The sequence below is a fragment of the Pseudomonas sp. B21-040 genome (assembly GCF_024748695.1).
In the GTDB taxonomy this organism is placed as follows: Bacteria; Pseudomonadota; Gammaproteobacteria; order Pseudomonadales; family Pseudomonadaceae; genus Aquipseudomonas.
The window spans coordinates 5,406,930-5,432,061 of sequence record NZ_CP087176.1; the positions used below are offsets into that span (position 1 = coordinate 5,406,930).

21 protein-coding genes are annotated in these 25,132 nt (G+C 60.4%); 13 read left to right on the forward strand and 8 right to left on the reverse strand.

Translation table 11 applies throughout. The annotated features are described in order from the left end of the window. The first annotated feature begins 24 nt into the window (after positions 1-24). From LOY55_RS24720 to cmoB, 10 genes are all read left to right on the forward strand, one after another. Positions 25-2,433 carry a glucose/quinate/shikimate family membrane-bound PQQ-dependent dehydrogenase gene (locus LOY55_RS24720; RefSeq protein WP_046026592.1) on the forward strand — a complete coding sequence of 803 codons (2,409 nt, stop codon included), beginning with the start codon at positions 25-27 and terminating at the stop codon, positions 2,431-2,433. Positions 2,434-2,932: 499 nt separating this feature from the next. Beyond that, positions 2,933-3,310 carry a DUF6124 family protein gene (locus tag LOY55_RS24725; RefSeq protein WP_109784995.1) on the forward strand — a complete coding sequence of 126 codons (378 nt, stop codon included), beginning with the start codon at positions 2,933-2,935 and terminating at the stop codon, positions 3,308-3,310. A gap of 203 nt (positions 3,311-3,513) precedes the next feature. After that, on the forward strand, positions 3,514-4,740 hold the full coding sequence (locus LOY55_RS24730; protein WP_223524098.1) for a hydroxymethylglutaryl-CoA reductase: 1,227 nt from the start codon (positions 3,514-3,516) through the stop codon (positions 4,738-4,740). A 3-nt stretch (positions 4,741-4,743) separates the two neighbouring features. Continuing rightward, positions 4,744-5,811, forward strand: coding sequence for a mevalonate kinase (locus LOY55_RS24735; protein ID WP_223524095.1), 1,068 nt, complete (start codon positions 4,744-4,746; stop codon positions 5,809-5,811). After that, positions 5,808-6,806, forward strand: coding sequence for a diphosphomevalonate decarboxylase (gene mvaD, locus LOY55_RS24740; protein ID WP_052961847.1), 999 nt, complete (start codon positions 5,808-5,810; stop codon positions 6,804-6,806). Before LOY55_RS24735 ends, mvaD begins: the two co-directional genes overlap by 4 nt. 137 nt (positions 6,807-6,943) lie before the next feature. Then, a complete protein-coding gene (lon, locus tag LOY55_RS24745; protein ID WP_223524093.1) occupies positions 6,944-9,361 on the forward strand; it encodes an endopeptidase La in 2,418 nt (805 codons plus the stop codon). 202 nt (positions 9,362-9,563) lie between these two features. After that, positions 9,564-9,956, forward strand: a complete 393-nt coding sequence (locus LOY55_RS24750; RefSeq protein ID WP_223524091.1) for a protease inhibitor I42 family protein — start codon at positions 9,564-9,566, stop codon at positions 9,954-9,956. 2 nt (positions 9,957-9,958) lie between these two features. Beyond that, positions 9,959-10,594, forward strand: coding sequence for a lysoplasmalogenase (locus tag LOY55_RS24755; RefSeq protein ID WP_223524088.1), 636 nt, complete (start codon positions 9,959-9,961; stop codon positions 10,592-10,594). 152 nt (positions 10,595-10,746) lie between these two features. Continuing rightward, positions 10,747-11,526 (forward strand): carboxy-S-adenosyl-L-methionine synthase CmoA, encoded by a 780-nt coding sequence (cmoA, locus tag LOY55_RS24760; protein WP_177412216.1) that lies wholly within the window; start codon positions 10,747-10,749, stop codon positions 11,524-11,526. Then, positions 11,523-12,479: a tRNA 5-methoxyuridine(34)/uridine 5-oxyacetic acid(34) synthase CmoB gene (gene cmoB, locus LOY55_RS24765; RefSeq protein WP_223524085.1), complete on the forward strand. Its 957-nt coding sequence runs from the start codon at positions 11,523-11,525 to the stop codon at positions 12,477-12,479. Before cmoA ends, cmoB begins: the two co-directional genes overlap by 4 nt. Before the next feature lie 119 nt (positions 12,480-12,598). On the opposite strand, the gene tadA is transcribed toward cmoB, so the two are convergent. The 6 genes from tadA to LOY55_RS24795 form a co-directional block, all read right to left on the reverse strand. Further along, positions 12,599-13,096, reverse strand: coding sequence for a tRNA adenosine(34) deaminase TadA (gene tadA, locus LOY55_RS24770; RefSeq protein ID WP_046026603.1), 498 nt, complete (start codon positions 13,094-13,096; stop codon positions 12,599-12,601). After that, the gene (locus LOY55_RS24775; protein ID WP_258667049.1) at positions 13,096-14,472 is read right to left on the reverse strand and encodes a multicopper oxidase family protein; all 1,377 of its coding nucleotides are present in this window, start codon (positions 14,470-14,472) and stop codon (positions 13,096-13,098) included. The genes tadA and LOY55_RS24775 overlap by 1 nt, the downstream gene beginning before the upstream one ends. A gap of 212 nt (positions 14,473-14,684) precedes the next feature. After that, the gene (gene guaA, locus LOY55_RS24780; RefSeq protein ID WP_077431317.1) at positions 14,685-16,262 is read right to left on the reverse strand and encodes a glutamine-hydrolyzing GMP synthase; all 1,578 of its coding nucleotides are present in this window, start codon (positions 16,260-16,262) and stop codon (positions 14,685-14,687) included. Between the two features lie 99 nt (positions 16,263-16,361). Then, entirely contained in the window at positions 16,362-17,831 is a 1,470-nt protein-coding gene (gene guaB / locus LOY55_RS24785) for an IMP dehydrogenase (protein ID WP_046026607.1), read from the reverse strand. Between the two features lie 184 nt (positions 17,832-18,015). Beyond that, positions 18,016-18,564: a hypothetical protein gene (locus LOY55_RS24790; RefSeq protein ID WP_046026608.1), complete on the reverse strand. Its 549-nt coding sequence runs from the start codon at positions 18,562-18,564 to the stop codon at positions 18,016-18,018. A 183-nt stretch (positions 18,565-18,747) separates the two neighbouring features. After that, the gene (locus LOY55_RS24795) at positions 18,748-19,515 is read right to left on the reverse strand and encodes a sulfite exporter TauE/SafE family protein (RefSeq protein WP_046026609.1); all 768 of its coding nucleotides are present in this window, start codon (positions 19,513-19,515) and stop codon (positions 18,748-18,750) included. Positions 19,516-19,773: 258 nt separating this feature from the next. On the opposite strand from LOY55_RS24795, the gene xseA reads away from it, so the two are divergent. Further along, positions 19,774-21,153: an exodeoxyribonuclease VII large subunit gene (xseA, locus tag LOY55_RS24800; RefSeq protein ID WP_046026610.1), complete on the forward strand. Its 1,380-nt coding sequence runs from the start codon at positions 19,774-19,776 to the stop codon at positions 21,151-21,153. 3 nt (positions 21,154-21,156) lie between these two features. Beyond that, entirely contained in the window at positions 21,157-21,978 is an 822-nt protein-coding gene (locus LOY55_RS24805; protein WP_109784984.1) for a peptidoglycan DD-metalloendopeptidase family protein, read from the forward strand. A gap of 125 nt (positions 21,979-22,103) precedes the next feature. Here LOY55_RS24805 and LOY55_RS24810 read toward each other — a convergent pair whose 3' ends face one another. Then, on the reverse strand, positions 22,104-22,460 hold the full coding sequence (locus LOY55_RS24810; RefSeq protein ID WP_046026612.1) for a hypothetical protein: 357 nt from the start codon (positions 22,458-22,460) through the stop codon (positions 22,104-22,106). 386 nt (positions 22,461-22,846) lie between these two features. On the opposite strand from LOY55_RS24810, the gene leuA reads away from it, so the two are divergent. Then, on the forward strand, positions 22,847-24,526 hold the full coding sequence (gene leuA / locus LOY55_RS24815; RefSeq protein ID WP_046026615.1) for a 2-isopropylmalate synthase: 1,680 nt from the start codon (positions 22,847-22,849) through the stop codon (positions 24,524-24,526). 170 nt (positions 24,527-24,696) lie between these two features. On the opposite strand, the gene LOY55_RS24820 is transcribed toward leuA, so the two are convergent. Next, complete coding sequence (locus LOY55_RS24820; RefSeq protein ID WP_077431314.1) at positions 24,697-25,095, reverse strand: hypothetical protein; 399 nt, start codon at positions 25,093-25,095, stop codon at positions 24,697-24,699. Positions 25,096-25,132: the final 37 nt, after the last annotated feature.

Here is a 25,132-nt window from a genome sequence, read left to right on the forward strand (position 1 = left end):
TGAAACGTCACGGAGAACCACACTATGAGCACTGATGGTGCTTTGAGTCGAAGCCGTCTGTTGCCGAGCCTGCTCGGCATCCTGCTTCTGCTAATGGGCCTGGCCATGCTGGCCGGGGGGATCAAGCTGAGCATGCTCGGCGGCTCGCTGTATTACCTGCTGGCCGGTATCGGCCTGACGCTGACCGGCGTGTTGCTGATCCTCGCCCGCCGCGCTGCGCTGGGCCTGTACGCACTGGTGCTGTTCGCCAGCACCGTTTGGGCACTGTGGGAAGTCGGCCTCGACTGGTGGCAACTGGTGCCGCGCCTGGCGATGTTGTTTGCACTGGGCCTGGTCATGTTGCTGCCATGGTTCCGTCGTCCGTTGCTGCGCGAAGGAGCTGCACCGATGGGCACCGGCGCCCTGAGTGTCGCTGTGGTCGTGGCGGGCGTGGCCGCATTGGCCAGCCAATTCACCAACCCGGGTGAAATCAAAGGCCAACTGGACCGCGACAGCGTGCCCGGCATGACCAACACCGCACCGGCCATGCCCGACGGTGACTGGAATTCCTACGGCCGCAGCGCTCACGGTGATCGTTACTCGCCCCTGGCACAGATCACCCCGGCAAACGCTCACAAATTGGTCCCGGCGTGGACTTACCGCACCGGCGACCTGCCGGGCCCGAACGATCCGGGTGAGACCACCGCTGAAAACACCCCGCTGAAAGTCAACGGCATGCTCTACGTGTGCACGCCGCACAGCCAGGTGATCGCGCTGGACCCGGACACCGGCAAGGAAATCTGGCGTTTCGATCCGAAGCTCTCCACGCAAAACGCGGCGAACTTCAAGGGTTGGGCCCACATGACCTGCCGTGGCGTGTCGTATCACGATGACGCGGTCTACGCCTCCGAGCAGAGCCCGACCGGCAGCGCCAGCGCAGCCGTGGCCAACGCCTGCCCGCGCCGGATCTTCCTGCCCACCGCCGACACCCGCCTGATCGCCCTGAACGCCGACACCGGCAAGATGTGCGAAGACTTCGGCGACAAGGGCCAGGTTGACCTGCGCGCCAACATCGGCGGCTTCACCGCCGGCGGTTACTACTCCACCTCGCCTCCAGCGGTCACTAAAGACCTGGTGGTGATTGGCGGCCACGTCACCGACAACGTCTCCACCGACGAGCCAAGCGGCGTGATCCGTGCGTTCGACGTACACACTGGCAAACTGGTGTGGAACTGGGACAGCGGCAAGCCGGACGACACCACGCCGATTGCCGAAGGCCAGACCTACACCCGCAACTCGCCGAACATGTGGTCCATGTTCGCGGTCGATGAAAAACTCGGCATGCTCTACCTGCCAATGGGCAACCAGACCCCGGACCAGTACGGTGGTGATCGCACCCCAGAATCGGAACTGCACGCCGCCGGCCTGACCGCCCTGGACATCGCCACCGGCAAAGTGCGCTGGCACTTCCAGTTCACCCACCATGACCTGTGGGACATGGACGTTGGCGGCCAGCCAACCCTGATGGACCTGAAAACCGCAGACGGCGTGAAGCCAGCGGTGCTTGCGTCCACCAAGCAAGGCAGCATCTACGTGCTGGACCGCAGCACCGGCAAGGCCATCGTGCCGATCAACGAAGTACCGGTGCCGCAAGGCGCTGTCGCCGGTGATCACACCTCGCCGACCCAACCCAAGTCCGACCTCAACTTCATGCCGCCGCCGTTGAAAGAACGCGACATGTGGGGTGTGACACCGTTCGACCAACTGGTCTGCCGGATCACCTTCAAATCCCTGCGCTACGACGGCCCGTTCACCCCACCATCGCTGCAAGGCTCGATCGTTTATCCGGGTAACTTCGGCGTGTTCGACTGGGGCGGTATCTCAGTGGATCCGGTGCGTCAGATCCTTTTCGTGAACCCGGACTGGATGGCCTTTAAATCCAAGCTGATCCCGGCTTCGGAAATCGCCGCCCAAGGCCCGCGCAAAAGCGAAACCGAAGGCGTACAACCAAACAAAGGTGCGCCTTACGGCGTAGTCCTTGAACCCCTGCTGTCGCCAATGGGCCTGCCGTGCCAGGCACCGGCGTGGGGCTACGTGGCAGCGGTCGATTTGACCACCCATGAAAAAATCTGGATGCACAAGAACGGCACCGTGCGCGACAGCTCGCCAGTTCCGATCCCCTTGAGCATGGGCGTACCCAGCCTGGGCGGCACCTTCACCACCGCCGGTGGCGTCGCGTTCCTCAGCGGCACCCTCGACCAGTACCTGCGCGCCTACGACGTTAAAAACGGCAAGCAACTGTGGGAAGGCCGCCTGCCGGCCGGCGCGCAAACCACCCCGATGACCTACACCGGCAAGGACGGCAAGCAATACGTGCTGGTCGTTGCCGGCGGTCACGGTTCGCTGGGCACCAAGCAAGGTGACTATGTGATGGCGTACAAACTGTCGGAATAAGTTTTAGCGGCGGTTAAAACGAAGGCGACTCCTGTGAGGGGGTCGCCTTTTTTTTAGCCGCGGTCTACACCACAACACAAATCAAATGTGGGAGCGGGCTTGCTCGCGAAAGCGGTGTGTCAGTCGACAAAAATGTTGAATGTTAAACAGCCTTCGCGAGCAAGCCCGCTCCCACATTTGGGTTGTGGTTGGTCTGGAAATTCGGCGAACGTCCTACAGCGGTGGCTGCTCTGGCGGCGGTTTCCGACAAGCGCTGTCGGTTGTTGGGTCAGAAGCCGGGACGATAGGCTTTGGGCGTCGCTGCAAATTCAGCGACCGGGTTTGGTCGCCCAGGTTTAGAATGGCGCACTTTTCGTGCTTGCTTCATGGCGAGCTGTGCGTGGGAGGGCTTCGGCCCTGCCGGATTCCATTCCCTGGTCGACCAACCTGCGTACGGTTTGCCACCCAACTGCTTGGTCGCAGTCGTGGCGAACTCCCTATCTTCGAATGGAGCTTCACCATGATCAAAGAAACACCAAATCCCCCCGAAACCGACGATGTTTCCCCCTACGAATCCATCGATTCCAAAAAGCTCAATGAAGCCGCCGAACGCGCGCTGAATCACTACCTAAACCCCGCAGCCCTGAAATCACCGCCCACCCGCAAACCCAGCACCATGTTCATGCTTGCACCGGACCTCAAAGACGAAGACCTCTTGGCCCACACCTGTGAATCCCTGGCCCAGGCCAGCGTGATGGCCGGCGATTTTGCCGCCTACCTGGAAGGCCCGCATCGCAACACCGCCATGGCCATTCAGCAAATCGTCATGCTGGCCGAACTGGCGGCGAACCGAATGATGGACAACCTCGAACTCCCCAAACCCGCGCAACACCGTTGATCCCCAGTGGGAGCGGAGGTGCGACGCTCCCACATTTGGTCAATGTGGGCTAATTGTCTGTCCGGAACGCCTCGACGAGTGCCGTCCAATCGCCGATCGATATAAAAAACTGTCAACAATGACAGTACCTGCCTGGGTCAGTTCTGCAGATCATCAACAGGACGCGCACCACCTTGCGCACTCAATGACCCGCCGGGTGACTCATGTCCCACTCTCAATTCGACGCTCAATGGATAGAGGCCTTGGCCAAGGGTGAGGTCCGCCTGCACCAACTACCTGAAACCTTGTCGCGCAACCAAGCGTCCTTCATTCGGCGTGAGGCGTTGCAATTGATCACTGGGGCCTCACTCACCACCATCGGCAATTACACGTTTGATGCACGCCCGGCAAAATGCGAGAACTTCATCGGGGCTATTCAGATACCGCTGGGCGTTGCCGGTCCCCTGTTGGTCAATGGGCAAGCGATTTCCGCCCAGGAACCGGTCTTTGCGCCACTGGCGACCACCGAAGGTGCACTGATCGCCAGCGTGTCCCGAGGGTGCGCCGCGTTACGCGCCGCCGGAGGCGCGGTGGTGCGCGTCGACGATGTGGGCATCACCCGAGCGCCGGTGTTTCGCTCCAGCGGTATCGTACAGTCACAGGCTTTCGTAGCCTGGGTCCGAAACAACTACGACAAAATCAAACAGCTCTGCGAAGAGAACAGCCGTCACCTTGTATTGCAGGACATCGTGCCCGCATTGGTCGGCACCACGATCTACCTGCGTTTTCGCTTCCACAGTGCCGATGCCATGGGCATGAACATGGCAAGCATTGCCTGCGAGCGGGCCATAACCGAGCTGATCAGCCCCGCTACCGGCCTACCCTGCATCAGCATCTCGGGCAATTACTGCACCGATAAAAAACCGGCGATGGTTAACGTGCTAAACGGTCGGGGCAAACGCATTTTTGCCGAAGCCCATCTGAGCGCTGACATCCTGCACGACATCCTGAAAACCGATTCGGCTTCGTTGTGTGACGTCCAATACCGCAAAAACCTGTTGGGCTCAGCAATGGCGGGGGCAATGGGCAGTAATGCCCATCACGCCAATATTCTTTCGGCTGTCTTTATCGCCACCGGACAAGATGTCGCTCAAGTAGCAGAAAGTGCTTGCGGCATTACCTGCCTCGAAGCGCGCGAGCATGGCGCCCTCTACGCCTCGATCCTGTTGCCCGACACACCACTGGGGACTGTCGGCGGCGGCACCGGTTTGTGCACTCAACGCGAAGCACTGGCGTTGATGGGAATTGTCCCGGGCGCCAAAAAACCTGGAGTCGACACTTTGCGTTTGGCAGAAATAATCGGAGCGCTGGTGCTGGCGGGTGAGTTGTCCATCATGGCGGCGCAAGCAGCACATCATTTGGTAAAAGCTCATGTGCAATGGGGGCGTTGAGTCATGGCACCGGTTGCTGTGCAAGCACGCGCTCCCGCAAAAATTATTCTGATTGGCGAGCACGCGGCGTTGCAGGGTTGCCCGGTGTTCGCGACTACCTTGGGGCTGTATTGCACCGTGCAGGTGCGTGAGCGCGACGATGATCAGATTGAAATTCAGTTACCCGAGCTGCAAATCCATCGGCAATACAGCACGGGCGCCCTGCTCGATTACGTCCGGGAAGTGCGCCAACGCTGGGTATGCTTTCGAAACGATCCCCAGACACACACCTTTATCGGCGTCAGAGGAAACGACGTTGATCACTTGGTCAAATGTGCTGTGGGCGAAGTTCTGCTCAAACTGGCGCTAGAAGACATACGCGGCTGCACGCTACGAGTGCAATCGAGCATTCCGCTGGACGCAGGCTTCGGCAGTTCGGCAGCCCTGGTGGTCAGCTTGTCAGCGGCGTTGTTGCGTCTCTTCAAGTTGTCGCCGCAACGGCATCCGCTGCAACCGCTAGCCATGCGCGTTGAACGTTACCAGCATGGGCTGCCGTCAGGGATCGATCACAACACTTGCTTGCTGGGTGGCATGGTCGAACGACGCCGCGAAGCGGGAAACCGGTTCAAGATGATTTCGTGGCCCGAGAGCACGGTACATCTGCAATTGCACGGCATTGAGATCTACCACACCGGAGCCGCTCGCGAGAGTACCGGGCATGTCATCGCCGCCACCCGACACCAGCTCGAAGGCCGGGATAACCCACTATTGGCAAGCATGCACAACTGTGCCGAACGCTTTCGCACGCTGTTGCAGTCCCGCAGCCCGGCACCTGAAACACTCAAGGCGTTGGTACACGACTATGAAGCGGCCCTGGAATGTCTGGGCGTGGTGCCCAAAGCCGTTGTGCAAGTGATCCGCGCCATTGAAGCAGCCGGTGGTGCAGCAAAAATTTGCGGGGCTGGCGCCCTCTCCGGGGACCAGGCCGGAGCACTATTGGTGGTCGACGCGCCGGCGCTACCGGAACTGGCCCACTATCGCAGAATCGATGCCCCATTAGCGGTGGGCGGCCTGGAGGTCCAAGTGCAATGAATCGGATCAGCGTTTCTTCGCCCAGCAACATCGCGTTCATCAAGTACTGGGGCATGAGCGATGCACGGCAGACGCTCCCCAACAATCCCTCAATCTCCATGACCCTGAGTCAGTGCCTCAGCTTCTGCACGTTGTCGCCCCGGACGAAGGGCGCTGCCGATGAAATCATGTGGAAAACCGCCAGCGGCCTATTGGTTGTGGCACAAACCTCACTGCGCCTTGGAATCGAACGCCATCTGCAACCCTTGCGCGAATACTTCGATGACTGGACACCGCTGCGCATCGCCACGACCAACAACTTCCCGACGGGTGCGGGCATTGCCTCGTCAGCGTCGGGTTTCAGTGCCTTGGCAGTGGCATTCGCCCTGCGCTGCGGGCAATCACTCGACAGCCCCGATCTCGGCAGACTGGCGCGCCTGTCCGGCTCTGGCTCGGCGGCGCGCTCGGTGCTGGGCGGGTTTGTCCAATGGCCTGGCGATAGCCGGCAGCTCTGCGAGCCGGTCCAACTCGCTGCGGGGCAGCATTGGCCGCTGCATGACTTGATCGCCATCGTCGACGCCACACCTAAAACTGTCAGCTCCCGTCAAGGTCATCTTCTCGCCAACAGCAGCCCCTTTTACCCGACTCGACTGGACCTTCTGCCGGAACGCCTGGCGACTGTCCGCCAAGCGATTGTGAGCCGGGATTTCAACGCATTGGCCGCTGTTGTGGAGCGCGAAGCCGTGGAGTTGCACATGATTGCCATGACTTCACAGCCTCCGATTTTCTATTGGAAACCGGCAACCTTGCGGATTCTGGAGCGGGTGCGGCAACTGCGCGGTGAGGGTTTGGAGGTGTGTGCAACAGTGGACGCCGGGCCCAACGTGCATGTGATATGCACAGAGCAACATAAGTCGGCAGCATTTGCAGCGCTGCGCACAGTGCCAGGGATAGAACGATGGATTTTTGATCAAGCGGGCGATGGGCCCAGGCGGCTGGCGCGTCACCTGTTTTGAGCGAGCGGCACACTGCCTGCCGTTAAGATCCCTGAATCTGTCCCGCCCCTGAACACACATCTGGAAATATCCGGGGCCATTGAAACCACCCCCCACCTGCCCCATCTAACACCCATACCCCATTGCGCAGGTGCCCCATGAGCGACCAGCAAGAATTCCCCGAAGACCCAAGCGAGTACGACGAAGCCGAACAAATCGAACACCACACCACCGGCAAAGGCCTCGCCCTGCCCGGCCAAAACCTGCCGGACAAGGTCTACATCATCCCGATCCACAATCGCCCCTTCTTCCCGGCCCAAGTACTGCCGGTCATCGTCAACGAAGAACCGTGGGCTGAAACACTGGACCTGGTCAGCAAAGCCGATCACCACGCCCTGGCCCTGTTCTACATGGACGCCCCCCAGGAAGACCCGCGCCACTTCAACACCGACGCACTCCCCGAGTACGGCACACTGGTCAAGGTCCACCACGCCAGTCGCGAAAACGGCAAACTGCAATTCGTCGCCCAGGGCCTGACCCGGGTGCGCATCAAAACCTGGCTCAAACACCATCGCCCACCGTACCTGGTGGAAGTCGAGTACCCGCACCAACCCACCGAGCCGACCGATGAGGTCAAGGCCTACGGCATGGCGTTGATCAACGCGATCAAGGAACTGCTGCCGCTGAACCCGCTGTACAGCGAAGAGCTGAAAAACTACCTCAACCGCTTCAGCCCCAACGACCCCTCGCCCCTGACCGACTTCGCCGCCGCCCTGACTTCGGCTACTGGTAGCGAGCTGCAAGAAGTGCTCGACTGCGTACCGATGCTCAAGCGCATGGAAAAAGTCCTGCCGATGCTGCGCAAGGAAGTCGAAGTCGCGCGCTTGCAAAAAGAGATTTCTGCCGAAGTTAACCGCAAGATCGGCGAGCATCAGCGCGAATTCTTCCTCAAGGAACAGCTCAAAGTCATTCAGCAAGAGCTGGGCCTGACCAAGGATGACCGCAGCGCCGACATCGAGCAGTTCGAACAACGCCTGACCGGCAAAGTGCTCTCGGCGCAGGCGCAGAAACGCATCGAAGAGGAAATGAACAAGCTGTCGATCCTTGAGACCGGCTCGCCCGAGTACGCGGTCACCCGCAACTACCTCGACTGGGCCACCTCGGTGCCGTGGGGCGTGTACGGCGAGGACAAACTCGACCTCAAACACGCGCGCAAAGTGCTCGACAAACACCACGCAGGCCTCGACGACATCAAGGACCGCATTCTCGAATTCCTCGCCGTGGGTGCTTATAAAGGCGAGATCAGCGGCTCCATCGTGTTGCTGGTCGGCCCGCCCGGCGTGGGTAAAACCAGCGTCGGCAAGTCCATCGCCGAATCCCTTGGCCGGCCGTTCTATCGCTTCAGCCTCGGCGGCATGCGCGACGAAGCCGAGATCAAGGGCCACCGCCGCACCTACATCGGCGCCCAGCCGGGCAAACTCGTCCAGGCGTTGAAAGACGTCGAAGTGATGAACCCGGTGATCATGCTCGACGAAATCGACAAGATGGGCCAAAGCTACCAGGGCGACCCGGCCTCGGCGCTCCTGGAAACGCTGGACCCGGAACAGAACGTCGAATTCCTCGACCACTACCTGGACCTGCGTCTGGACCTGTCGAAAGTGCTGTTCGTGTGCACCGCCAACACCCTGGACTCGATCCCCGGCCCATTGCTCGACCGGATGGAAGTGATTCGCCTGTCGGGTTACATCACCGAAGAAAAAATCGCCATCGCCAAGCGTCACCTGTGGCCCAAACAATTGGAAAAGGCCGGAGTGTCCAAAGGCAGCCTGAGCATCAGCGACAGCGCCCTCAAAGCCTTGATCGACGGTTACGCCCGTGAAGCCGGGGTGCGTCAGTTGGAAAAACAACTGGGCAAACTGGTGCGCAAAGCCGTGGTGAAGTTGATCGAAGAACCGAAAGCGGTGATCAAAATCGCGCCGAAGGACCTTGAAGCCTCACTCGGTCATCCGGTGTTCCGCAACGAGCAAGTGCTGTCCGGCACCGGCGTTATTACCGGTCTGGCCTGGACCAGCATGGGCGGCGCGACCTTGCCGATTGAAGCCACACGGATTCACACGCTCAACCGAGGCTTCAAACTCACCGGGCAACTGGGCGACGTGATGAAAGAGTCGGCGGAAATCGCCTACAGCTATGTCAGCTCGAATCTGAAGTCGTTTGGCGGTGATCCGAAATTCTTCGACGAGGCGTTCGTCCACTTGCACGTCCCGGAAGGCGCCACCCCGAAAGACGGCCCGAGCGCCGGCGTGACCATGGCCAGTGCCCTGCTCTCGCTCGCACGCAACCAGCCACCGAAAAAAGGCGTGGCCATGACCGGCGAGCTGACGTTGACCGGGCATGTGCTGCCGATTGGCGGGGTGCGCGAGAAGGTGATCGCGGCGCGGCGGCAGAAGATTTTCGAACTGATTCTGCCGGAGCCTAACCGTGGCAGCTTTGAGGAACTGCCGGATTATCTGAAGGAAGGGATTACCGTGCATTTCGCCAAGCGGTTTGCGGATGTGGCGAAGATTCTGTTCTGACCTCGTAACCTGATCGTTCCCACGCTCCGCGTGGGAATGCATCCTGTGACGCTCCGCGTCACGCTTGTGATGGGACGCGGAGCGTCCCGGGCGGCATTCCCACGCAGAGCGTGGGAACGATCATCTCCCGCCATGCTGTCACACTTTGTCTCATCTTCAGTTATGCTCGCCGTTCGTCGTGAACGCCGGAGCCGCTGACCTTATGTCCCCCACTCGCTTGTTTGTCCCCCTCGCCCTTTCCTTGCTGGCCGCCTGCGCCACGCAGCCGAAACAGAACGTGACCGTGGAAAAACAAAGCCAATGCCCGGTGAAACTCAACAGCGGGCAAAACCTGATCCTGACCCTGCCGAGCAACCCAACTACGGGTTATCGCTGGGCAATCCAGGATTCGGCCGGTGGTGTGCTGCATGCGCTCAGCCCCGAGGTGTACAGCAATCCGGAAGATGCCGGCATCGTCGGCAGCGCCGGTATTTCGACCTGGCGCTTTCAGGCCTTCGCCGCCGGCACCGGGCGTTTACGCCTGACATCGCAACAACCCTGGGCCCCGGAAGTGTTGCCGGTGGAAACCTTCGATTGCGCGATTTCGGTTAACTGATCATGGGCTGGCTGATTCTGGCGTTGATGGGCGCGGTGACCTTTCTGTATGGCGTGAGTGTGCATGCCGCGTTGCTTTGCCTGCTGGTCAAACCGTTGCCGGTGCTGGCCCTGCTCGGCTGGCTGCACGACGCGCCGCCCAGCGACTATCGCCGCTGGATCAGCCTTGGCCTGATTTTCTCGCTGCTCGGCGACGTGTTGCTGGCGTGGCCGGGGGACTTGTTTGTGTTTGGCCTCGGCGCGTTTCTGGTCGCGCATCTGGCGTACTTGAAAGCCTACTTGAGCGATTGTCGCCGGTTGGCGTTGCTGCCCTTGATCATCGCGCTGGCCGTGGGTGCGGTGCTGCTGGGGATTCTGATTTCCCACGGTTTGGGCCCGTTGCTGGTCCCGGTAATTGTCTATGGCCTGGCCATCAGCGCAATGCTCTGGCGAGCCCTGGCCCGACTGGGCTCCGATGTGCCGAAACGCTCGGCGCTGCTGGCGGCGGCAGGCGCGCTGGCGTTTGTGTTCTCCGACAGCGTGATTGGCATCAGCCGCTTTGTCGCACCGTTCGATGCGGCGCCTTACGTGATCATCCTCAGCTACTGGCTGGGGCAATGGGGGATTACGGCGTCGGCGTTCACCCAGAAACCGCGTTGAGTCCATCGCGGGCAAGCCCGCTCCCACAGGGATAGCGCTGTACTTGTGGGAGCGGGCTTGCCCGCGAAAGCGATCTCCCTATAAACACAAGATCCAGATCTGCCCAGCGGTTTATCAGACAACCCGCGCATCCCCCCGTCAATTTGGCTAAAATGCCGGCCTTTTCCACCCATGCCGCTGGAACCGCCGTGAGCAAAGAATCCGATCGCCTTTTCGCCCAGCCTTTGGCCCAGGTACCCGACTTCGCCTTTAACGAGGACGTGGTGCGGGTGTTCCCGGACATGATCAAGCGCTCGGTGCCGGGTTATCCGACCATCGTTGAAAACCTCGGCGTGCTCGCCGCGCAATTCGCCCAGCCCAACAGCGTGCTCTACGACCTCGGCTCGTCGCTGGGCGCCGTGACCCAGGCCTTGCGCCGTCATGTGCGCACCGACGGTTGCCGCGTCATCGCTGTGGATAACTCCGCCGCCATGGTCGAGCGTTGCCGCGAATACCTCAACGCCCAGGACTCGATGTTCCAGGAGTTGTTGCCGGTGGAAGTGATTGAAGGCGACATCCTCGCCCTCGACTTCCAGCCCGCCTCGGTGGTGGCGCTGAACTTCACCCTGCAATTCATCGCTCCGGAGCAGCGCACCGCGTTGCTCTCGCGCATTCGCCAGTCGTTACTGCCGGGCGGCGCACTGATCCTGTCGGAGAAGCTGCGCTTCAATGACCCGCAAGAACACGCGCTGCTGACCGACCTGCACGTCGCCTTCAAGCGCGCCAACGGTTACAGCGAATTGGAAATTGCCCAGAAGCGCAGCGCCATCGAAAACGTCATGAAGCCTGACAGCCTCGAAGAACACCGCGAGCGCCTGCTGGCCGCCGGGTTCTCGAAAGTCATGCCGTGGTTCCAGTGTCTTAACTTTGCCTCGTTGATTGCCTTGCCATGATTGATCTGTCCCCCCTCGCCCGCCGTCTGGCCGGCACACCGCTTGCTGAATGGGCCAACACCCTGCAAGCACAACTCGACAAGAAAATGGAGAAGGGTCACGGCGACCTGGAGCGCTGGAAAAGCGCGCTGGACGCACTGCCGAAGATCCAGCCGAGGGTCGTCGACTTGCTCAATGGCCTAATGCTGGACACTGAGTGCGACGATGCAACACGCGCGCAGATGCGTACCGCGCTGATGGGGTTGTCGCCGTGGCGCAAAGGGCCGTTTGATTTGTTTGGTGTGCACGTCGACACCGAATGGCGTTCGGACTGGAAGTGGTCGCGGGTTGCGCCGCATCTGGATTTGAAGGGAAAGCGCATTCTCGATGTCGGGTGCGGCAACGGTTATTACATGTGGCGCATGCTCGGTGCCGGTGCCGACAGCGTGATCGGTGTCGACCCCAACTGGCTGTTCTTCTGCCAGTTCCAGGCCGTGCAGCGTTACCTGTCCGAGCCGAATGCCTGGCACCTGCCGTTTCCGTTCGAAGACTTGCCGCCGGAGCTGGAAGGCTTCGACACGGTGTTTTCGATGGGTGTGTTCTACCATCGTCGCTCGCCGATCGAGCATTTGCTGGCGCTGAAAGATTGCCTGGTCAAGGGCGGTGAACTGGTGCTGGAAACGCTGGTGATCGAAGGCGATCAGCAGCAGGTGCTGGTACCGGAAGACCGCTACGCGCAGATGCGTAACGTTTGGTTCCTGCCCTCGGTGCCGGCGCTGGAGTTGTGGTTGCGCCGTGCCGGGTTTACGGATGTGCGTTGTGTGGACGTGAGCGTGACCACGGTCGAGGAACAGCGCGGGACGGAGTGGATGAAGTATCAGTCGCTGAGTGATTTCCTGGACCCGGACGATCACAGCAAGACGATCGAAGGGCTGCCGGCGCCAATGCGTGCGGTCATCGTCGCCCGTAAATAACGCATAACCCGTAGGAGCCGAGCTTGCTCGCGATAGCGGTCTGACATTCAACATCATTGTTGACTGTACAGCCGCCATCGCGAGCAAGCTCGGCTCCTACAGTTTCAGGGTTTACGTGTTTAGTCTGCTGGTTTCGCGCGGCGGGCCTTGAAGAACTCGCTCAATACAGCCCCGCATTCTTCCGCCAACACCCCGCCTTCATACAACACCCGGTGATTCAAAAAGCCCTGGGTAAAGAACTGCCCCTGGCTCTGCACAATCCCCGCCTTGGGTTCCAGGGCGCCATACACCACCCGCGCAATCCGCGAATGCACGATCAGCCCGGCGCACATGCTGCACGGCTCAAGGGTCACGTACAGCGTGCTGCCCGGCAGGCGATAGTTGTTCACCGCTTGCGCAGCGGCGCGGATCGCGACCATTTCAGCATGGGCACTCGGGTCGCTGGCACTGATCGGGCAATTGAAGCCGCGACCGATGACTTCACCGTCCTGCACCAGCACCGCGCCCACCGGCACTTCGCCAAGCGCGGCACCTTGGGCCGCCAGGGCCAGCGCTTCGCGCATAAAGTCTCGATCCCGGCTGCGGTCGATAATGGCGGTGGGACGAATCTGACGCATCACGCCACCTCGATGGCGGCCATCAGGCCGGTTTCCATGTGATCAATCACATGGCAGTGGAACATCCAGATGCCGGGGTTATCCGCCACCAACGCCACTTGCGCACGCTCGTTCTTGCCCAACAGATACGTGTCGGTGAAATACGGAATGACCTTGTGCCGGTTCGAGGCGATGACTTTGAAACTCATGCCGTGCAAGTGAACCGGGTGTTGGTACTGGGTCATGTTCTTGAATTCGAAAATGTAGCACTTGCCCTTTTCAAGCTTGGCAATCGGGCGGTCGGCACAGGTTTTGTCGGTGATGTCCCAGGCCTTGCCGTTGATCTGCCACAGGCTCGGCGGTTTGCCGTTGTCGACGTTCACCGACACCGAACCGACCCATTCGAAATTGAAGTTGAGTTTCTCGGCATTGGCCAGGTCCGGTTCGGCAATCGGGTTGGCGGGCAACGCAGGCGGCCATTGGGTCGGCGCGTCGGTGTTGGCCACCGAACGGAACGTACCCAAACGTACCGGGCCGTTGCGCAGGGCCAGTTCTTCACCAGCGGCCGGCGCCTTGATTGCCAGGCAAATACGCATGCCCGGGCCAAGCCAGTACTCCTTGCCCAACGGGCGGGGCTCGATCGGGTTGCCGTCCAGTGCGTAAATCTGCGCTTCGACGCCAGGAATGTTCAGGCGATAGGTCAGCGTGTTGTCGAGGTTCAGCAGGCGCACTCGGGTGATCTGCCCGGCCGGCAAGTCGATCACTGCTTGCGAGACGCCATTGATGGTCGACAAGCGCCCCGCCGTGCCGCCACGCGCCGCTTCACGAGGGATGCTGAAGGCGACGAACGCGCCCTCTTCATCGACGTGCCAGCTCTTTAGGCTGAGGGTTTTTTCATACTTGAAACCGGTGGGTTCGCGCTCTTCGATAATCAGCGGACCGACCAGCCCGCGGCCGAGTTCTTCGCTGCTGTTCACATGCGGGTGATACCAGTAGCTGCCGGCGTCCGGCACACGGAACTTGTAGTCGAAATACTCACCCGGCAACACCGGCAGTTGCGAGACGTAAGGTACGCCGTCCATCTCCAGCGGCAGGCGGATGCCGTGCCAGTGAATAGTGGTCGCGACGGGCAGGTGGTTGATAAACCGCACCCGCAACCAGTCGCCCTGTCGGGCACGCAATTCAGTGCCCGGTGCCGACGGTCCAAATGCCCAGGCCTCGGTCTTGTGCCCCGGCACCAGCTCAACGTCCAGCGGTGCGGCGATCAGCTCATAGTCGTGGCCCGCGTCAGCATCGGCCATCTTGCCCAGCCAGTAACGCGACGCGCCCCCGGCTCCGACACCAACGACAACAAGACCGGCCAGGCCACCGAGGATTTGGCGACGGGTAAACGACATGAACTCAACTACCTCACATGAAAAGCGGCAGGCCCAAGGCCCGCAAAAGGCGAATACGATACACCCGCAGTTGTGAAAGAAACAGCAAAGCGCCCGTGACGACGGGACGCAGGCTCGCCAAACGACAAAGCGGCCCCATGAAAAAAGCCGTGTGAACTCACGCTCACACGGCTTTTTTATCCAGCGATCAAACCTTCAAGGTTTGTGCAGGATCATTCCCACTCAATCGTCGCTGGCGGCTTGCTCGACACGTCGTAAGTGACGCGGGAGATGCCTTCGATTTCGTTGATGATCCGGCCGCTGACGGTTTCCAGCAGTTCGTAAGGCAGGTGCGCCCAACGTGCGGTCATGAAGTCGATGGTTTCCACGGCACGCAGGGCAACGACCCAGGCGTAACGACGGCCATCGCCAACCACGCCAACCGATTTCACAGGCTGGAACACCACGAACGCTTGGCTGACCTTGTGGTACCAGTCGGCTTTGCGCAGTTCTTCGATGAAGATGTGGTCGGCGCGACGCAGCAGGTCGGCGTATTCCTTCTTCACTTCACCGAGGATCCGCACACCCAGGCCCGGGCCCGGGAACGGGTGACGGTAGACCATGTCGTACGGCAGGCCGAGTTCCAGGCCCAGGCGACGGACTTCGTCCTTGAACAGCTCACGCAGCGGTTCAACCAGCTTGAGGTTCATCTCTTCCGGCAAGCCACCCACGTTGTGGTGCGACTTGATGACGTGTGCCTTGCCGCTTTTGGCGCCAGCCGACTCGATCACGTCCGGGTAGATAGTGCCTTGTGCGAGGTACTTGATGTTATCCAGTTTGTTGGACTGGGCATCGAATACATCGATGAAGGTACGGCCGATGATCTTGCGCTTCTTCTCCGGGTCGGACTCGCCGGCCAGGTTGTTCAGGAACTGATCTTCAGCGTTGGCGCGAATCACTTTGACGCCCATGTTCTCGGCGAACATGGCCATCACTTGTTCGCCTTCGTGCAGACGCAACAGGCCGTTGTCGACGAAGACGCAGGTCAGTTGGTCGCCAATGGCTTTGTGCAGCAACGCGGCAACAACCGAAGAGTCCACACCGCCGGACAGGCCGAGCAGTACGTTGTCGGTACCGACCTGGGCACGCACCTGAGCGATGGCGTCTTCAGCGATTTTCGACGGCGTCCACAGGGCTTCACAGCCGCAGATGTCGAGGATGAAGCGCGACAGGATGCGACCGCCCTGTTTGGTGTGGGTCACTTCCGGGTGGAACTGCACGCCGTAGTAACCGCGCGCGTCGCTGAACATACCGGCGATCGGGCAGCTCGGGGTGCTGGCCAGGATGTGGAAGTCTTCCGGCATCTTGGTGACCTTGTCACCGTGGCTCATCCAGACGTCGAGGCCGAACAGGCCGTCAGCGTCGATGTGGTCTTCGATGCCGTCGAGCAGGCGGCTCTTGCCGACCACGTCGACACGGGCATAACCGAACTCACGCAGCTCGGAACCTTCAACCTTGCCACCGAGCTGTTCAGCCATGGTCTGCATGCCGTAGCAGATACCGAAGACCGGTACGCCCAGGTCCCAGACGGCTTGTGGTGCGCGGGGGCTGTCGGCAACGTGTACAGACTCGGGGCCGCCGGCGAGGATGATCCCTTTTGGCGCGAATTCGCGGATCGCTTCGTCGTCCATGTCGAACGGATGCAGTTCGCAGTACACGCCGATTTCACGCACGCGGCGGGCAATCAGCTGGGTGTACTGGGAACCGAAGTCGAGGATCAGGATGCGGTGAGCGTGAATGTCGAGGGCCATGATTCAGTCTCGTCTAAGTAAGTCAGAAACAGTCGTGATTCAGAAACAACTCGGGGCTGAATAGAACAGCCCCGGTTGCTTAACGATTTGCTTGAAGGCTCAACCTACGCGGTAGTTTGGCGCTTCTTTGGTGATCTGTACGTCGTGAACGTGGGACTCGGCCATGCCAGCGCCGGTGATCCGCACGAACTCAGGCTTGGTGCGCATTTCTTCGATGTCGGCACTGCCGGTGTAACCCATCGAGGAACGCAGGCCGCCCATCAGTTGATGGATGATGGCGCTCAGGGTGCCCTTGTAAGGAACACGGCCTTCGATACCTTCCGGAACCAGCTTCTCGGCGCCTGCCGAAGAATCCTGGAAGTAACGGTCGGAGGAGCCTTGAGCCTGGGACATGGCGCCCAGCGAGCCCATGCCACGGTAAGCCTTGTACGAACGACCCTGGAACAGTTCGATTTCGCCCGGTGCTTCTTCAGTACCGGCGAACATCGAGCCCATCATCACGCAGGAGGCACCGGCAACGATGGCCTTGGACAGGTCACCGGAGAAACGGATGCCGCCGTCGGCGATCAACGGAACGCCAGTGCCTTCGAGGGCAGCGGCGACGTTGGCGATGGCACTGATTTGCGGGACGCCGACACCGGCGACGATACGGGTGGTGCAGATCGAGCCAGGGCCGATACCGACCTTGACTGCGTCAGCGCCTGCTTCGGCCAGGGCCTTGGCGGCAGCGCCCGTGGCGATGTTGCCGCCGATGACCTGCACTTCAGGGAAATTCTGTTTGACCCAGCGAACGCGGTCGATCACGCCTTTGGAGTGACCGTGAGCGGTGTCGACCACCACCACGTCAACGCCGGCATTGACCAGGGCAGCGACGCGATCACCGGTGTCTTTACCGGTACCGACTGCCGCACCAACGCGCAGACGACCTTGATCGTCCTTGCTGGCCAGCGGGTAGGCTTTGGCTTTTTCGATGTCGTTGACGGTCATCATGCCCTTGAGGGCGAATTTGTCGTCGACGATCAGCACGCGTTCGATGCGGTGCTTGTGCAACAGCTCGCGAACGTCGTTCTTGTCGGCGCCTTCCTTGACCGTGACCAGACGCTCTTTCGGCGTCATCACTTCACGGACACGGGCGTCCAGACGGTTTTCGAAACGCACGTCACGGGAAGTGACGATGCCGACCAGGTCGCCATCGTGCAGTACCGGAACGCCAGAGATGTTGTGCATGCGGGTCAGTTCGAACAGTTCACGAACCGTGGCATCCGCCTCGATCGTGATCGGGTCCTTGACCACGCCGGCTTCGTAACGCTTGACCTTGCGCACTTCGGCAGCTTGCTGCTCGATGGTCATGTTCTTGTGGATGATGCCGATGCCACCTTCCTGAGCCATGGCGATTGCCAGACGGGCTTCAGTAACGGTGTCCATGGCGGCAGAAACCAGAGGAATGTTCAGCTCGATGCCACGGGTTAGGCGGGTCTTGAGACTGACTTCGTTAGGAAGCACCTCGGAATAACCGGGCACTAGGAGAATGTCGTCGAATGTCAGAGCTTCTTGGCTGATACGCAGCATCGCGGGGGCTCCCGAGCGGGAAAATGGAAGCGCGCCATTATAGTCAGACACCCCTCGGGTTCAATGTAAAACTCTGTCTATTATCGACACGGTCGATCGACGGGTATTTAACGCCGAATTCTGTAGGAGCAAGGCTTGCTGGCGATGGCGTCCTTAAGTCCGCCATCGCCAGCAAGCTGTGCTCCTACAGTTCGACTTTCACCCAGATGACCGGCTGATCGAGCCAATCGGCAAACTCGTCGATAAAGCTCTGCTTGAACCCGGCTTCAGCCCAGTTGTTGAAGATAAAACCCAGGTTGGAAAAGCCGCATTCCTGCAGGAACAGAAATCCGTTGATGTCATCTTCATGCCCGCATTCAGGGCAGGTGAAGTTATCGGTGCGGCCCGGCATCCAGTCTTCCAGGCTTTCGAACAAGGCTTCGCCTACTTCCTTGCGGCACTCGGCGCAGCCCGCCTCGCCCAGGAAACCTTTGGCCGGTGTATAGATGCAGCGCTTGGTGACGATCTCCAGGCCATTGATCGGCTCGCCGAACGGCAGGGCCTCTGGATGCAGGACCACATCGCGCGCACCTTCGGCGATGGCGTGGGCCATGCGATTGCCCGTGCGGCCACAGGTGGTCAGCTCTTCATTGATGATGTTCTTGCGCACCAGCCACCGCACGACCGCGCGAGCCCGGGGCTCGTGCACCGGCAACGTGGAGATTTTCGGGACGATGATGCTTTGTGAATTCATGGTGCAAGCCTGCTGCGTCAAATGGATGTTCTGCGGTATTCGTACTGGCGCCTTCGCGGGCAAGCCCGCTCCCACAGGGATCTCTGGTGAGCACAAATGTGCGTACGACCAAGATCATGTGGGAGCGGGCTTGCCCGCGAAGGCGTCAGGACGGCCGGCAGCTTAATACCTGACGAAATCGGGTCAAGCACTCAAGTACCGCCCGATCAAGGCAATCCCGCTGGCCAATACCAACCACGTCACCAGCCGCACAAACGCTTCGCGGGACAACCTCATGGTCAACCGCCGCCCGATCCATAACCCCAGGGCCATGGCCGGTAACAAACACAGGGCCAACACCAACAAGGGTAGCTCGGCATACACGCCTGCGATGGCAAACAGGCTCAACCGCACCACCGTGCTGCAACTGATCAGCGCACTCTGGGTCGCCCGGGCCGCCTCTTTGGGCAGGCGACTGTTCAAATAGATCGCATATAAAAAGCCGCCACTGCCAAACAACGCCCCGAACATCCCGCCCACCGTGCCCATCGGCACCGCCCAGCCGGCAGACAACTGTGTCGGCCGGGTTTTGACCCACAGGCTGTAAATCGCGTACGCGCTGATAAACAGCCCCATCAACAGCAGCAACACGTCGGATTTCAGGTTCAACAGAAAGATCACCCCCAGCGTGCAGCCCACCGCCATGCACGGCAGCAACCGCAACAACTCGGGCTTCGCCACATCGCGTCGCGAGGGCAGCAGATTGCCGAACGCCGCGACAAAATCGAGCAGCACCAGCAACGGCACGATTTTCGACAGCGGCATGAACAGAATCAGAATCGGCCCCGCCACCAACGCCGTGCCGAAGCCAGCGATGCCAAACACGATATAGGCCAGGGCGATGCCCAGCCCGATCACCAGCCAATCCATTGGACCGAATGGCCATTGATGCAACATCTCAAAAACATTCATCTGAATACCTTCCCTGATTACCACTGATGACTGTACCTGTCGCGGAGCCGTTACACGATCCATGTAGCAGCTGGCGAAGCCTGCGTCGACCGGTCCGCGCTCGGGCGCAGCAGTCGCTAATGCATACGCCGCATCCGCCCTGACACAACGCGCAGTCTGATCTTACGGCGGCTGCGCAGCCGGACGCAGGCTTCGCCAGCTGCTACAGGATTTCGTCAACGTAGAGATTCACGTGCGAATGCCTTTAAACTGCGCCCCATGATTAAAGATCCCTTTGCAAGACTCGGCCTGGACCGTGAAGTCCTGACTGTCAGCCAGCTCAACGGCCGCGCGCGGGTGTTGCTTGAAGACGTGTTCAGCAATATCTGGGTCGAAGGCGAAATCTCCAACCTCGCCCGCCCGGCGTCCGGCCACGTGTATTTCACCCTCAAGGACAGCGGCGCCCAGGTGCGCTGCGCGCTGTTTCGCCAGAACGCGGCCCGGGTTCGTCAGGCGCTGAAGGATGGCTTGGCGGTCAAAGTCCGCGGCAAGGTTTCATTGTTCGAGGGACGCGGCGACTATCAGTTGATCCTCGACACGGTGGAGCCGGCAGGTGATGGAGCGTTGCGCCTGGCGTTCGATGCACTGAAGGAAAAGCTCAGCGCCGAAGGCCTGTTCAGCGCCGAGCGCAAAGTGCCGCTGCCGGCGCATCCACAACGCATCGGCATTATCAGCTCACCGACCGGCGCGGTGATCCGCGACATTATCAGCGTGTTCCGTCGCCGCGCACCGCAGATCCAGCTGACGCTGATCCCCACGGCCGTGCAAGGTCGCGAAGCCACTGCGCAGATTGTCCGTGCGTTGAAACTCGCGGATGCCCGTGGTTTCGACGCGTTGATCCTGGCCCGTGGCGGCGGTTCGCTGGAAGACCTCTGGTGCTTCAACGAAGAGGCCGTGGCCCGTGCCGTCGACGCCTGTGTCACGCCTATTGTCAGTGCCGTCGGCCACGAAACCGACGTATCGATCAGTGACTTCGTGGCCGACGTCCGCGCCCCGACCCCTTCCGCCGCTGCCGAACTGCTCGCACCGGATTCCAACGATCTGGTGCGCCGGGTCGAAAGCCTGCATCGCCGACTGGTGATGCGTATGCGCGACCGTTTGATGCGCGACCGCCTGCGTCTGGAGGGTATCTCCCGCCGTTTGCGCCATCCCGGCGAACGCCTGCGCCAGCAAGCGCAACGTCTGGACGACCTGGACATGCGCATGCGCCGCGCGTTCGAACGCAGCCTCAACACCCGTCGCGAGCGCTTGATTCGCCTGGAAACCCGCCTCGCCGGGCAACATCCGGGGCGTCAACTGGCACTGCTGCGCCAACGCCTCGACAGCCTTGCCGAACGCCTGCCGCGTGCGATACGCGAAGGCCTCAAGTCGCGACGCCTGCAATTGCAAAGTCAGGTGCAGACCCTGCAAGTGGTCAGCCCGTTGGCGACCCTGGCCCGTGGTTACAGCATCTTGCTGGACGAACGTGGCAACGCGATCCGCAGCGCCGGGCAAACCCACAATGGCCAGCGCCTCAAGGCCAGACTCGGCGACGGCGAACTGCAAGTGCGGGTCGAAGACAATCACCTGACGCCTGTCACCCTTTCTCTACTGGATTGATCCATGCCGCGTTTTCTAGCTCCACTGCTGTTGTTGTGCCTGACCTTCAACGCCAATGCCGACAGTTACATCACCCGCCTGTTGAACAAACCGGTACCGGGCGGCGTGGCGGTGGTGGATCTGGGCAGCGCGGCCCAGGCACCTAAAGCCAGCTACCAAGGCAAACCGGTGCTGGTGGTCAAGGAACAGAACAATTGGCTGGCGATTGTCGGCGTGCCGTTGACGGTCAAGCCGGGCACGCAGCAAGTCAGCAGCGGCGGCCGCACATTGAATTTCACTGTTGGTAACAAGAAGTACCCGGAACAACACATCACGCTGAAGAATACGCAGCAGGTCAATCCGAACCCGGACAATCTCAAGCGTATTGAAGGCGAACTGGCGGAACAGATTGCCGCCTACCGCACGTTCAGCCCGAATACGCCAAGCAACCTGCTGCTGGACAAACCCGTCAACGGACCGCTGTCGAGCAAGTTCGGCGTGCGCCGTTTCTTCAATGGTGAAGAGCGCAATCCTCACGCGGGCCTGGATTTCGCAGTGCCTGCCGGTACGCCGATCAAGACCCCGGCGACGGGCAAGGTGATTCTGATCGGCAACTACTTCTTCAATGGCAACACGGTATTTGTCGATCACGGGCAAGGCTTTATCAGCATGTTCTGCCATATGTCGAAAATCGACGTGAAGGTCGGTCAACAACTGGCTCGTGGCGCAGTGGTCGGGAAAGTCGGGGCGACGGGCCGCGCGACCGGGCCGCACATGCACTGGAATATCAGCCTGAATGATGCGCGGGTGGATCCGGCGATTTTTATCGGGGCGTTTCAGCCATAAATAGTTGTTGAGGCAGCCGGCCTCTTCGCGAGCAAGCCCGCTCCCACATTAGATCGCGGTTAAATGTGGGAGCGGCGGTACGACGATTCGACTTGCTCGCGAAGGCGGCCTCACAGGCGCCGCCGCTATTCAGCCTCAAGGTCCTCAATCCCATGGGCTTCCCGGTCCGCCAGGCAATGCTTGATCCACTCCTGGGTCTCCTGCGAAAACCCGGTCAACTCTTCAGCCGTGATCAACTCCCGCGCGCACAACCCCAACAAGTGCGATCGCGCCTCATGGCGTGAAAACCTGAACACACCAAACGCCCAATACAACTCCTTTTGCCGGGACTGAAGCAGCTCTTCAGTGGCTTCAATCCGCTCGTAAGGCGCCAGGCTTTTGTCCAGCACTGCGCGCTCGACCTCCTCCATGATCCGGATACACATCCGCTCATGAGCCAACGGGCGCAACGCGCTATACCGCTTCCAGTCCGACTCGTTCATGTCCGACTCCTGCCTTGTTCAGGCTTTAAGCATAGCTGTGCACAAGAGGTCGTCGCCTCAGCTCTCCAATTGCGCAGTGCACAAACCTCGCGCAATCATCAAAACAATCACCTCCATTCGCAGCAATAAAATCTCGATTAACTCGGCTTTCCGGGTATTCCTCTCAATTTTTTTCGACTGCTTGCCATCCTTTCCCCTCGCGGTTAGGGTTGAAGGCATGAAAACCTTTCACACCCTCATTCAGCTTCGCCAGCACCGCAGCCTGTGCCTCGTCAGCGCACGACTGCCAGGCTGAATCGCGGTGCCTCGCCCCACGCTTTTCCCCAAGAACATTTGATCCACCGGCAGGCCGCCTTTTTTCGGCCCACACAATAAGGATTCCCCCGATGAGCATGCTCAAAGACCCGTCTTCGAAATACCGCGCGTTCCCGACCATCGACATCCCGGACCGCACCTGGCCGTCGAAGACCATCACCGCCGCGCCGATCTGGTGCAGCTCTGACCTTCGCGATGGCAACCAGTCGCTGATCGAGCCAATGGACGCGGTCAAGAAGCTGCGTTTCTGGAAAACCCTGGTGTCGGTTGGCGTGAAAGAAATCGAAGCCTCGTTCCCTGCAGCGTCGCAAACCGACTTCGACTTCGTGCGGACCCTCATCGAAGGCAACCACATCCCGGACGACACCACCATTCAGGTGCTGACCCAGGGCCGTGAAGACTTGATCGAACGCACCTTCGAATCCCTGCGCGGGGCGAAAAAAGCCATCGTTCACTTGTACAACGCGACGTCCCCTTCTTTCCGCCGGATTGTCTTTAATCAGGACAAGGACGGGATCAAGGAAATCGCCGTGAGCGCGGCCAAGCTGTTCGTCAAATACGCAGCCATGCAGCCGAACACCGAGTGGACCTTCGAATACTCGCCGGAAACTTTCAGCGCCACTGAGCTGGAGTTCGCCAAGGAAGTGTGCGACGCGGTGATCGAGGTCTGGAACCCGACGCCTGAGCACAAGATGATCCTCAACTTGCCGGCCACCGTCGAATGCGCGACCCCGAACATCTATGCCGACCAGATCGAATGGTTCGGCCGTCACATCAACCGTCGTGACAGCGTGATCATCAGCCTGCACACCCACAACGACCGTGGCACTGGCGTGGCCGCCACCGAACTGGGCCTGATGGCCGGCGCCGACCGTGTCGAAGGCTGCCTGTTCGGCAACGGCGAGCGTACCGGTAACGTCGACCTCGTGACCGTGGCACTGAACCTCTACACCCAGGGCGTTCACCCTGAGCTGGACTTCTCCGACATCGACGGCGTGCGCAAGGTCGTCGAAGAGTGCAACCAGATCCAGGTACACCCACGCCACCCGTACGTTGGCGACCTGGTGCACACCGCATTCTCCGGCTCGCACCAGGATGCAATCCGCAAGGGCTTCGCCCAGCAGAAACCGGATGCACTGTGGGAAGTGCCGTACTTGCCGATCGACCCGGCCGATATCGGTCGCAGCTACGAGGCGGTGATTCGCGTCAACAGCCAGTCAGGCAAGGGCGGTATCGCGTACCTGCTGGAGCAGGAATACGGCATCAACTTGCCACGCCGCATGCAGATCGAGTTCAGTCAGGTGGTGCAACGTGAAACCGATCGTCTGGGCCTTGAAATGACCGCTCAGCAGATCCACGCACTGCTGCACAGCGAGTACTTGCAAGCCAACACCCCGTACGCGCTGGTCAGCCATCGCCTGCAGGAAGAAAACGGTCACAGCGCCGTGGAAGTGGAAGTTTCCAGCAAAGGTCAGGGCGAAACCAACCTGCACTGGCGCGGCAAGGGCAATGGCGCGCTGGAAGCCTTGGTGGCCGGCTTGCCGATCCCGGTGGAAATCATGGACTACAACGAGCACGCCATCGGCGCGGGCACCAATGCCAAGGCTGCGGCCTACATTGAACTGCGCGTGAACGGTGAACGTGCGGTGCACGGCGTCGGCATCGACGAAAACATCACCACCGCCAGCTTCAAGGCGCTGTTTAGCGCACTGAACCGCTCGCTGAGCCAGCCGGAAGCGAAAGCGGCGTAAGCCTTCGCTGCAATACAAAAGGCCCCAGGTGCGAACCTTGGGGCCTTTTTGTTTGCTTGCTGTTGATCGTTCCCACGCTCCGCGTGGGAATGCCTCTAGGGACGCTCCGCGTCCAGTGACGCGGAGCGTCACGGGCTGCATTCCCACGCTGAGCGTGGGAACGATCAGTGTCAGGCATGGGTATCGACGCTGAACATCGCCTGCAACAGCGCCGCTTGCAGCACTTGCAAGTTGCTGCTGGTCACCGCGATCTGGTTCTGGATCTCCATGACCTTTTGCGCTTTCTGCTCGTTGTCCTGGCTCCTCTGCGCACTCGCAAGCTGAGCCTGCTGTTCGGCCAGCAGCTTTTGGGCTTCTTCGATTTGCTTTTTCAACGCAGTAACCGGATCACCAGCGGCACCGACGACCGCGTCGATGTTGGCCCCGGCACTGTTGACGCGCAGCACTTTGCTGTCTTTGTCGATCGGCTCTGCGATCGGCAGCAGCGTGCTTTCGTCTGCCTTGCCAGTGACGACATTAGGCGAAGACACGGCGTGCGAATTGATGGTGATGGAACTGACGTCAATCATGGGTCACGCCTCCTGGACAGACCTTGCTATCGGCCCA